The organism is Streptomyces sp. NPDC058308 (assembly GCF_042880275.1).
In the GTDB taxonomy this organism is placed as follows: domain Bacteria; phylum Actinomycetota; class Actinomycetes; order Streptomycetales; family Streptomycetaceae; genus Streptomyces.
On record NZ_JBHVZA010000012.1, the window covers coordinates 89,289 to 100,420 of the forward strand.

8 protein-coding genes are annotated in these 11,132 nt (G+C 72.3%); 1 reads left to right on the forward strand and 7 read right to left on the reverse strand.

The window, feature by feature from the left end; all coding sequences use genetic code 11:
- Positions 1-10: 10 nt before the first annotated feature.
- The 6 genes from ACFVYL_RS18240 to ACFVYL_RS18265 form a co-directional block, all read right to left on the reverse strand.
- Positions 11-3,856 (reverse strand): lipopolysaccharide biosynthesis protein, encoded by a 3,846-nt coding sequence (locus tag ACFVYL_RS18240; protein WP_389717031.1) that lies wholly within the window; start codon positions 3,854-3,856, stop codon positions 11-13.
- The gene (locus ACFVYL_RS18245; protein WP_389717033.1) at positions 3,849-4,652 is read right to left on the reverse strand and encodes a polysaccharide deacetylase family protein; all 804 of its coding nucleotides are present in this window, start codon (positions 4,650-4,652) and stop codon (positions 3,849-3,851) included. The genes ACFVYL_RS18240 and ACFVYL_RS18245 overlap by 8 nt, the downstream gene beginning before the upstream one ends.
- Complete coding sequence (locus ACFVYL_RS18250) at positions 4,649-5,650, reverse strand: glycosyltransferase family 2 protein (protein WP_389717035.1); 1,002 nt, start codon at positions 5,648-5,650, stop codon at positions 4,649-4,651. The genes ACFVYL_RS18245 and ACFVYL_RS18250 overlap by 4 nt, the downstream gene beginning before the upstream one ends.
- On the reverse strand, positions 5,647-6,480 hold the full coding sequence (locus ACFVYL_RS18255) for a glycosyltransferase family 2 protein (RefSeq protein WP_389717038.1): 834 nt from the start codon (positions 6,478-6,480) through the stop codon (positions 5,647-5,649). Before ACFVYL_RS18255 ends, ACFVYL_RS18250 begins: the two co-directional genes overlap by 4 nt.
- 362 nt (positions 6,481-6,842) lie before the next feature.
- Positions 6,843-7,943, reverse strand: a complete 1,101-nt coding sequence (locus tag ACFVYL_RS18260; protein ID WP_389717041.1) for a GNAT family N-acetyltransferase — start codon at positions 7,941-7,943, stop codon at positions 6,843-6,845.
- A gap of 1 nt (position 7,944) precedes the next feature.
- On the reverse strand, positions 7,945-8,370 hold the full coding sequence (locus ACFVYL_RS18265; RefSeq protein WP_389717043.1) for a hypothetical protein: 426 nt from the start codon (positions 8,368-8,370) through the stop codon (positions 7,945-7,947).
- A 234-nt stretch (positions 8,371-8,604) separates the two neighbouring features.
- Between ACFVYL_RS18265 and ACFVYL_RS18270 the strand changes: the two genes are divergently transcribed.
- Positions 8,605-9,426: an SGNH/GDSL hydrolase family protein gene (locus ACFVYL_RS18270; protein WP_389717045.1), complete on the forward strand. Its 822-nt coding sequence runs from the start codon at positions 8,605-8,607 to the stop codon at positions 9,424-9,426.
- 16 nt (positions 9,427-9,442) lie between these two features.
- Here ACFVYL_RS18270 and ACFVYL_RS18275 read toward each other — a convergent pair whose 3' ends face one another.
- On the reverse strand, positions 9,443-11,116 hold the full coding sequence (locus tag ACFVYL_RS18275; RefSeq protein ID WP_389717048.1) for a serine/threonine-protein kinase: 1,674 nt from the start codon (positions 11,114-11,116) through the stop codon (positions 9,443-9,445).
- Positions 11,117-11,132 lie beyond the last annotated feature (16 nt).

The window sequence follows — 11,132 nt, forward strand, 5'->3', positions numbered from 1 at the left end:
CCCGCCCCGCTCACGCCATCGTCAGGAACCGCTGGATCACCGACGCAAGGAGCACCGCGAGCAGCGGCAGCGAGAACCAGAAGCTGCTCTGCAGCCACTGCTGCTGACGCACCCCCGGCGCCGCGGCGACCCGCACGATCTCGCGCGCCCCCAGCAGCAGAATGAGGGCGACGGCGGCGAAGCCGCCCACCACCGACCACGGCGTCCAGGTCACCTTCGGCCCGACGGGCCCCGGACCGGCCTTCGCGACCGGGCCGTCGGGCTGCTCGGTCAGCCGGTAGATGCTCGCGTCGTCGTTGGTGAAGACCTTCTGGAGGTCCTCGCGGTCGTCGAGATGGCGCAGGAGCCGCGTCTCCCACGTCCTGGAGTACCCCGCGTCCATCTGGAGGTAGGTCGTCTGGCTGCGGTTGATCATCAGGTACGAGTGGGGACCCGCGTCCTTCAGGGCCTTCACCAGGCCGGACACCAGGACCGGGTCGGCGGGCGCGAGCGTGGGGACGTACTCCACCTTCTCCATGTCGCGGGCGCCCCACGGCATCGAGGGGGTCACGTTGTCGACCGTGTCGTTGCTCATCCAGAGCAGCCGCACCGTCGGGTCGTCGTGCGCGTACACGTACTCCATCGCCGTGACCTCGCCGGGGCGGATCCGTTCGAAGGGCTCGTTGCCCCAGCGGGCCACCAGGAAGCCGCCCATCAGGACGAGGCCGGCCAGGAGCGCGGCCAGCGGCGCGAGGCTCACCCGGTCGCGGTCGCGCTCCTCAGGTGTCGCGCCCGTGCGCGGGAACAGCGCGAGCCCCGCGAGCAGGGCGGCGCCCGGCAGCGCGAACATGAACACGCGCAGGGCCATCTCGCCGCCGTACGACTGCATGCCGAAGCCGAGGAACGGCACGAAGGTGAGGACGAGGAGCGAGCGTTCGCCGTACTTGTGGGAGCGCCGCCGCCACCAGCCCCAGCAGGCGCACGCCATGACGCCGCCGGCCATCGCCACGCGGGCGTAGAGCACGAGCCGATGCGTCGGGCTGCCGCCCTCGATCCGTCCGGAGACCGACGAGGACAGATTGCCGCCGACGCCGCCGACCCCGCCGAACAGGTCGTCGAAGTGCCCCGACCAGTAGGGCTCGGCGAGGAAGCCCAGCCATACGACGACGAGCACGCCGAAGAGCAGCGGCAGGCCGCGCAGCTCGCAGCGGCCGGCCAGGACGAGCACCGTGAGGACGCCGAGCATCACGAACGGCGTCAGCTGGTGCGCGGGCACCGTCCCCGCGAAGAGGCCCATCAGGACCAGGAGCAGGACCGCGCGCTCCCTGCGCCCCGTCGGCTCGACCTCGCTCTCGCCGGGGCGCCGCTTGGCCCACAGCACGCGCGGGGCGCGGAACCACACCAGGAGGATCGCGACGAAGGCGAGGTAGAGCAGATACGTGAAGCCCTGGGGGGAGAAGTAGTCCTGGCCGACCCAGCCGCTCAGGACGAAGATCCACAGGCCCGCCCACTTGGCGCGCCAGGACGCCCGCAGGGAGCGCACGAGCAGGAACATCGGCGCCAGGCAGAGCAGTTGCACGGCCGTCGGCCACCAGCGGATCACCTCGGTCATGTCCGAGACGCCGCAGGCCTGCGCGACGAAGGTGGCGGCGGCGAAGAAGCCGGGCCAGCTCCAGCGCGCGTCCAAATCGGGCACCGCGGAGCCCGTCCTGTCGATGTACTCCAGGAAGCCCAGGTGCTGCCAGGCCGTGGCGAACCGCGGCTCGGTCTCGACGACCGCGGGCAGCGCGTGCAGGGAGACCACGGTGGCGAGCAGCGTAAGGAGCAGGAGGCTTGTGACCGGCCGGTCCATCCGGAGCAGCGCGGCGAACACGACGACCAGGAGGACGGCGCCGAGCAGCGTCGGCCTCGGCAGGACGGAGATCAGGCCGAGCCCGCCCATGTCGTCCAGGTCCTTCTCGCCGAGGCCGAGGACGGGCAGCCAGTACAGGGCGAGCGCGGTGACGAGGAGGCACGCCAGGACGAGGACATGGCGGCGCCGGGCGTGCGGGGGAGCGGCGGGGTCTTCGGCGGCGGGGGGCTCAGCGGGAGCGGCGGGGGCCGGGGCCGCCGTCGGCGGCACGGAGGCGTCCTGGCCCGGCGCCTTGGCCGGGGGCGTGGACACGGACGGGGCGGGTGTGGCGGCCGGGGTGCGCAGTGCCCAGGCGGGCCGGGTGGGCCGAGTGGGCCGGTGATCGATGGGGTCCCCCTCGCTCCGCGCCGCGGGTGTTCCGGCGGCGGGCGTGCCAGGACCCGGCCGCATGTCGGGCCTGCGCTCCTGGTGTTCGAAGTCGGGCAGTACGGCGAGCTGGAGGGTGTCCGAGTCGAGCGACTCCCGCAGGGCCCACGCGGGTCCGTGCCGCTCGTTGCCCGGCCCCTTGCCCGCGGCGCACGCAGCCCCCGCCCGTACCCGCCCGACGGACGCCTCCGGTGTCCCCAGATCGGCCAGGTCTCCGTCCGGCGCCGCGCCTTCGGCCGGATGCGAGGGCGCCGCCCGCACCACCCGGTACAGCTTCGGCGCCGCGATGGCCACGATCACCGCCAGGCTGCAGATCTCCGCGATGCCCGCGCCGGTCAGCCCCATCCGGGGCAGCAGGAGCAGCGTCAGGCCGAGCACCAGGACGCACAACAGGCCCTGCAGCCAGGCGATTCCGGAGGTCTTGCTCTGGGCGCGCCGCACCGCGAAGTACGTCTCCATGACCACCCGCAGCAGCGCCCCCACCGCGAACCAGCGCAGCAGCGGGGTGGCCGCGTCCGCGTACCCCTGCCCGAACATGCGCAGGATCAGCGGGGCGGCGAGGAAGAGGGTCCCGCACACCGGCAGCATGATCGTCGCCATCCGGCGCAGCGCGGAGCGGGTGTTGGCGGCGAGCAGTGCCGGGTCGTGCGCGCCCTCGACGGTCAGTGAGGCACCCATGTTGATGGCGAGCAGGTTGACCGTGCCGCCGATGGTGGTGGTGATGTAGAAGTACGCGTTGTCGACCGAGCTGACCTGCGAGGCGACGATCACCGGGACGAGATAGACCACGGCCAGCGAGAAGAGCGAGCCGGTGTAGTCGCCGGCCAGGAAGCGGCCGATCTCGCGCACGGTGGGCGGCCGCGCTTGGCCGTCGGTCGCCTTGACGTGCCGCGGCACGAGCCGCCGGAAGACCAGCCAGCCGAGCGGGATCACCGACACGAGGATCGAGGCGACCCAGGACACGAAGACGCCCGCGGTGGGGATCGCCGCGGCCATCGCGATGAGCAGCCCGAGCTTGGCGACGGAGAAGGCGGTGTTGCCGGCGGGCACCCAGAGCGCGTTGCGCAGCCCGGTCAGGACGCCGTCCTGCAGGGTGAGGACCGACCAGGCGACGACGGCGAGCACGAAGCCGATGCCGTGGAGCGGCCCGTGCAGGAAGCGGTACGAGGGCCCCCACAGGTCGAGGGTGAGCAGGAAGACCAGCGCGGCGAGCGCCACGACGGCCGAACTGCCCGCGTACGTGCGGAAGATGAGCTTCCCCGTGGCGCGGCCCGCGATGGGTATGAACCGCGCGAGGGCGCCGGTCAGCGTCACGGCGGTGAGCCCCGCGAGGAGCTTCATCGCGGCGATGGCCGCCGAGCCCTGGCCGACCGCCGACTCCGAGTAGTACCGCGCGGCGGCCAGCCAGAAGCCCACGCCGAGCACGCCGGAGATGCCGGTGTTGAGCATCAGCGCGTACGCGTTGCGAAGCAGCGGGCTCTGGCCGCCGCCCCGGCCCGGCAGGCGCAGGCGGGACCGGCCGGACCTGGCGGCGGCGGGCCGCCCTCCGGCGGGCGCGGATCCGGCGACGTCGGCCTGGGCCGTGGTCGTGTCAGACACGGGTACGGATTGCCTTCCGGCGGATCTGGCGGGCTCTGCGGACCAGGGCGTACCCCTTGGTCAGGGCGCGGTCCCGGGCGAAGTCACGGCCGATCGGGCCGCCCGTCACCAGCCGTTCGAACTCCTCGTCGCCGGTGGCGCGGCGCACGGTCACCCGTCGCAGCGCGTACGGGCCCTGGCCGCGGCGGGCCAGGCCGTTGCCGACGGCGAGCGCCTGGCCGTACCCCGTCTCGCGCACGCGCTCGCGCACCCGCCGGCTGGAGTAGCCGTACGGATACGCGAAGGACGCGGGCCGGGTGCCCAGCTGGTCGGTGACGATGTCACGGCAGCGCCGCAGCTCGAAGACGAGCTCGTCGTCGGGCAGTTGGTCGAGCTCGGGGTGGGTGTGGCTGTGCCCGCCGATCTCCGCCCCCGCCGCGGCGAGCTCGCGGACCTGGTCCCAGCCGAGCATGCGGTCCGGGCCGCCCCCGGTGTCGTACTCTCCGCGCAGCCAGCCGGTGGAGACGAACAGGGTCGACACGAAACCGTGCCGGGCGAGCACGGGCAGCGCGTGCCGGTGCACCCCCTCGTAGCCGTCGTCGAAGGTGATCAGTACGGGGCGGTCGGGCAGCGGCCGCCCGGACGAGCGCCAGACGGCGGCCAGTTGGGAGGCCGTGAGCGGGGTGAAGCCCCGCTCGCCGAGCACGTCCATCTGGCGTGCGAAGGCGTCGGGTGAGACCGAGAGACCGTGCGTCGCCTCGTTCGGCGTGCGTGCCACGGAGTGATACATCAGTATCGGCACGGCTTCCGTGCTCATGCCGCGGCCCCCTCGCCACCCGCGCCCTCCCCGATCTCCCCGACGGAGAACGTGGCGCCTGCCCTGCGCGCGCGGACGCTCCCGAGTACGTACCCCCCTGCCGCAGTGAGCACTCCCGTCACGATGGCCCCCGCGCGCCCCGCGCCGCCCGGGCGGCCGAGCGCCGCGTCGCGCAGGCCGCGGCCGATCCCTGCGGGCAGCACGCGCGTGGTGTAGCGGCGCTCGGACTCAAGTCCCGCGGCGGCGCCGACACTCCGGGCCACCAGCGCCTTGGAGAGGCCTTCCGCGTACGCCCTGGCACGGAAGTAGCGGAACCGTTCCCGGGCGGCCGGCACCCGGTGGTGGATCACCGAGCGGTCGTCGATGAGCAGCACCGCGTCCGGCCGGGCGCGGGCGAGGCGGATGCAGAACTCGGTCTCCTCGCAGCCCAGCGGACGCTTGTCGCCGTCCCGTCCGATGCCGGTGGCGAAGCCGCCCGCCGCGTCGAAGGCGGTGCGCCGGAACGAGGCGTTGCCGCCGAGGACGTTGCGCACGCGGACCCGGCCCGGGGGCAGCCCCCGGTACGTGCAGCCGACGACCCAGTCGAACTCCTCGGGGAACCAGACCGGCCGCCTGCCGGACTCCCACGCGGGCAGGGTGCGGCCGCCGACGGCGAGGACCCGTGGGTCCTCGAACCCCTCGGCGAAGTGCCGCAGCCACTCCCGCTCGGCGACGGCGTCGTCGTCGAGGAAGGCGACGATCTCGCCGCGGGAGGCGGCGATCCCGGTGTTGCGGCCGGCCGAGAGTCCGCGGGGGCCCGCGTTCGCGAGCACCCGCACCCCCTCGGTCTCCTTGTACTCCTTGGCCAGACGGTCCAGGAGCGGGAGGTTGTGGTCGACCACGAGCAGGGTCTCCAGGGCCGCCAGGGACTGCGCGCGCACGGAGGACACCGCCGCGAGGATGTCCGCCCAGCGGTCCTCGGTGTATACGCAGACGACCACGGAGATCTCCGCGTTCAAGACACCTCTCCCTGGCCGGCGCCGAGGGGGAGTCCCCGCGCGCTCCCGCGCCGCGCGCCGCGTCTGCCGCGGTGGGAGCGCTCGCTGAGGATCACCTTCAGTACGCGGATGCCGTCCCGGACGGCTCTGAGGTTGCTGGTGCCGTGGATCCGCAGGTACTCGTGGCTCGGGATCTCCTGCACCTTGAGGCCCGCCTTGACGACCCGGATGTTCATCAGGGTCTCGACCTCGAAGCCGGTGCAGTCGAGCTCTATTTTGTCCAGGCAGTGCCGCCAGAAGGCGTTGTAGCCGTAGCAGAGGTCGGTGTAGCGCGCGCCGAACTTGGTGTTCACGATGGAGCACAGGACGTGGTTGCCGAGCTTGCGGATCGGCGTCATGTCGTCGGTGCCGCCGCCGTTGGCGAACCGTGAGCCCTTGGCGAAGTCCGCGCCGGAGACGAGGGCGCAGACGTAGGAGACGATCTCCTGGCCGTCCGCCGAGCCGTCCGCGTCGACCATCACGATGATGTCGCCCGTGCAGGCCGCGAAGCCGGTGATCAGGGCGTCGCCCTTGCCCCTGCCGAGCTGGCGCACGACCTTGACGTCCGGCCGCAGCTCGCGGGCGACGGCCACCGTGGCGTCGGTGGAATTGCCGTCGACGAGAACGACCTCATGGATCCACTCGGGAAGTGTCTTGAACACATACGGAAGATTCTCCGCTTCGTTCATGGCGGGTATCACGACACTCACCGGCGGCGTGATCGCCAAATGCGTGGAGATCGGCCGGTAGTTTCTGGCGATCTTTTTCAACGGGTCCTGTCCGGCGTCTGCCGGGCGCACAGAAGAACTCATGAGTCCGGTGATCCCTCTCGTCCGGTGGACGGCCCGCCCCCGGGCAGTCCGGTCATTGATCCGGGGCGAAAGGGGGGTTCGCACTTGAGCATGGCGAAATAGATCTCCGTGCATGCCGAGTGAGCCGGCACAGTGCGGGACGTGTCTCGGCTGACGAGCGGTCACCGAGCACGGCACCCCCCTACCGCGCCCCGCATCGGCCCCATCGCGACCTTGAGCCCTCCCCTGGATCGCATTGCGTGATGGGCCGTTGCGGGTGGATGTACGACGGTATTGATGATTGAGACTGTATGGCAAGACCTGGAACGTGGTCTCACGTTTTTCACGATTTGGGTAATCCATGCGATCGCATTCGGACCGTTCTATATCTGGGCCCTGGATCGAATTCGGCCCATGTGCTTGAGCAGTTTGTCGGCCGGTTCGAAGAATTCCGGTCTGGATTGCACGGTGTTCCGCAACGCCCTGACCGGGGCGCGGCGCGCCAGGTGTCCGAACGCCACCGGGTGACGGAGCGCCACCCACCCCTCGAACACGGTGAGTTCGCGTGTCTTGAGGGAGTCCTTGTACGCCTTGCGGCCGCGGCCGAGATCGAGGTACGCGATGCCGTCGCGGGCGGCGGCCTCGGCCATGCGCAGATGCAGGACCAGGCCGGGCGAGTACTTGGCGAACGCCGGGTCGTACGCCGGGAACCAGCACGCGAGGATCCGCTCGGAGCGCAGCCCGAAGTGCGCGGCGACCGGCACGTCCCCGGCGTAGAGGACCGACAGGATCCCGGCGAACGAGTCGGAACGGGTGTGGAAGAGCCGGCGCACCAGGCGGGCGATCCAGGGGTGCGCGAAGCGGTCGCTGCGGCCCGTCCTGCGGTACTGCGCGGACTTCCAGCGCATGAGCGTGGCGAGGACCCGGGGGTCGCGCTCGTCGTGCACGTAGCGCACGGCGCCGTGGTCGCGGCCGAGTCTGCGCTCCTTGGCGAGCGTCGAACGGGTGAACTTCGGCGACTGTGCGTGGAGTTGGCCGAGATAGGCAGCGTACCCCCGGTCGATGTCCATGACGGGTGAGGGGAAGGAGCCGGAGGCGCTCGCCTCGAACGGTGCCTGGCCGCCCACCAGGTGATCGAATTCCCACACGGCGAGCCCACAGGCCCGGAGGAAATCCCTGGCGTCCCAGTCGAAGCCCGGCCGGTGCACGAGGCCCTGGCAGTCGGAGACGCCGAGGCCGATCGCCCGGCCGACGCCGCCGGCGGACCGCTGGAAGGGGAGGAAGGCCGCGGGTTCGCCGCCCTCGCGTACGACGGCGATCCGCACCCCGCGCCGCTCGTGCGCCGTCGCGAGCGCGAAGCCGGGGGAGAGGAAGGGGTTGGCGAGCTCGGTCGCTCCTTCGAGGTGCGCCTTGGACTGCAGGGCGGTCCACGCCGCCCGGTCGGCGGCGGTGAGGTCGCCGGGGCGGTGCACGGTGAGGGTCACGTCAGGAGGTCCACCTTCTCGCCGGACGGCGACGCGGGCGCCGTATCGCTGTCGGCAGCAGGATGAGCGCGCTGACCGCGGCGACGGCGGCGACGCCGCCGCGCACCGACCACACGTGCAGCGCCAGCATGCCCTGGGCCACGAGCAGGACGACCGCGACGGCTCCGGACGCGGCGGCCACGGCTCGGCCCAACGGTGTGAGGGTCCGCAGCGCGGCGGCGATCGCGGCGCCCGGCGCGGCGAGGAGGAAGAAGAGGGTGAAGGGGGCGCGCAGCGGCGAACCCAGATCGACGAGCGCGAGCATCGCGCCGACGGCGCCCACGGCCACGGCCGCACCGGAGAGCAGCGGCAGCAGGTCCTTCTTGATGTCGTGCCCGGCACGTCGACCCGTGTCCGCGGGCAGTGCCGTGTTCCCGATGGTTTGCATGGGCGACTTTGCCCCCCGAAGCGCCGGATGCCGGGCTTCAATGTCGCGCAGGCCCCGACGGCCCGTCAAGATGCGGAGGGGGCGTGCAGATGTTCCCCGCCATACCCCGTAAGTGTTGGTGAACTCCCCGCGTGGGCAAGCCAATTGTGCAGGAAGTTATTGACATGGACACTATCGACGGCCGGGGGCGCGTGCTACCACGGTCGTGGCAGAAACCCTGCTAAGGGAGGTTCCATGAAATTGTCCCGCATCACGGCATACATGTCCTCGCTCCTCCTCGCGGCCGCCTTCGCTCTCACCGGGGCGGCAGCGGCCCACGCGGACCAGCCGGCCGGCCAACGGGCCGCGGCGACCGGCTATGTGGCCCTCGGCGACTCCTACTCCTCGGGCGTCGGCGCCGGCAACTACGACAGCGCCAGCGGGGACTGCAAGCGCAGCACCCGCGCCTACCCCGCCCTGTGGGCGGCCGCCCACTCACCCTCCAGCTTCAACTTCGTGGCGTGCTCGGGCGCTCGTACGGGTGATGTTCTCTCGGGCCAGCTCGGCCCGCTGGGCTCCGGCACCGGCCTCGTGTCGATCTCCATCGGCGGCAACGACGCGGGCTTCGCCGACGTCATGACGACCTGTGTGCTGCAGTCCGAGAGCAACTGCCTGGCCCGCATCGCGACGGCGCGCGCATACGTCGACTCCACCCTCCCCGGCAACCTCGACAAGGTCTACGACGCGATCAGCGCCAAGGCACCCTCCGCCCACGTCGTGGTCCTCGGCTACCCCCGCTTCTACAAGCTGAGCGGCGGCTGCATCGCCGGTCTCTCCGAGCGCGAGCGGGCCGCCATCAACGACGCCTCCGACTACCTCAACACGGCCACCGCCAAGCGGGCCGCGGACCACGGCTTCACCTTCGGCAACGTCACGTCCGCCTTCGCCGGGCACGAGATCTGCTCGGGCAGCCCCTGGCTGCACAGCGTGAACTGGCTCAACATCGGCGAGTCCTACCACCCCACCGCCGCCGGCCAGTCCGGTGGCTACCTCCCCGTGTTCACCCAGGCCGCCTGACCGCGGCCTGCCCGGCCTAGGCGTCCGGCGTGTAGGAGGCCCCGCCCGTCGGGGTCTCCTGCTCGCAGGTCACCGTGTACGCGACCGTGTTCGACGTGGTCTTCACGGGGCTCCGCACCTGGACGCCGATCGAGTTCTCATACGTCCCGCCCCCGGTGTCGTACGCGGTCTCGACGTGGTTGACCTGCCGCGTCTTCCCGCCTCCCGAGCCGAACGACAGCGTCTTCCAGCCGGGGTCGCCCGACTGGCCGGACCGCGTCACCCAGCGGTACTGCACGGTGGCGGGGACGCGCCCCACCGTGAACGTCGCGGTGAACGAGGGCGCCTGACCGGGCGTCGGCGGACACACGCCCTCGTACCGCGTGTGCGCACCGGAGACGTACACCTTCACCGTCTGGGCGGGCGGGGTCGTGGCGCCGCCGTGGCCGCCGCTCCCGCCGTTTCCCCCATCGCCACCGTTCGTGGCCTTGCCGTGGTCGCCGTCGCCGTCGGAGGAACTGTTCGACCCGCCGCCGGACGAGCCGTTGTCCGGGCCCTGCGACGCACTGCTTTCGTCGCCCTGGCCGCTGGTCGACTGGCTGCCCCGATCGCCGCCGGAAGTGTCGTCACCGTCCCCGTCGTCGCGGTTGACCAGGGCGTACGTGATCCCGGCCAGCGCGAGCGCCAGCACGACGAGCCCCGCCACCAGGGCGAGCACCGCGCGGCGGGACCGGGCGGGCCCGGTCGTCGTGGTGCCGGTGGTGGCCGCCGTCGAGGGCGGCGGGGTGACGGGGAAGGGGACGGGCGGCGTCGGCCCGGGCGGCTGCTGCCCGGCCGTGGCCGTCGGCATATAGGGGAGGGGGGACCCGGCGCGCGGGGTGCCGCCCGAGGCCACGATCCGCAGGTCGCTCTCGGCGTCCGCGGCCGACATCCGCTCGGCCGGATCCTTGCGAAGGAGCCCCTCGATGACCGGGGCGAGCGGCCCGGCGCCGGGGGCGGGCGGCAGCGGCTCGTCCACCACCGCGCGGAGCGTGCTCAGCGGGGTGTCCTGGCGGAACGGTGAGCTGCCCTCCACAGCGGCGTACAGCAGGACGCCGAGCGACCACAAGTCGGAGGCGGGCCCGGGGCGGTGCCCCAACGCCCGCTCCGGGGCGAGGAATTCGGGCGATCCGATGACCTCGCCGGTCATCGTCAGCGCCGAACTCCCCTCGACCTGCGCGATGCCGAAGTCGGTGAGGACGACGCGGCCGTCGTTCGCGATCAGTACGTTGCCGGGCTTCACGTCGCGGTGCAGGACCCCGGCGTCGTGGGCGGCGCGCAGGGCGGCGAGGACCTCGGCGCCGATGTGGGCGGCCCGTCGCGGGGACAGCGCCCCCTCGGCCTCCAGCACGTCGGACAGGGAGAGGCCGCGCACCATCTCCATCACGATCCACGGACGGCCGCCCTCGCTCGCGACGTCGTAGACCGTGACCACATTGCGGTGGGGGATGCGGGCGGCGGCCCAGGCCTCGCGCTCAAGGCGCGCGTACAGCCGGTCGACCTCGACCGCGGGGAGACCGGCCGGGGCGCGCACCTCCTTGACGGCGACCTCGCGTCCAAGGACCTCGTCACGGGCCTGCCACACGGTGCCCATACCGCCCTCGCCCAAGGGGGCGAGGAGGCGGTAGCGCCCGGCGATCACGCGCTCTGGCTGGTTCACGGGCGCCCCCATCCGCAGCGGTGAGATT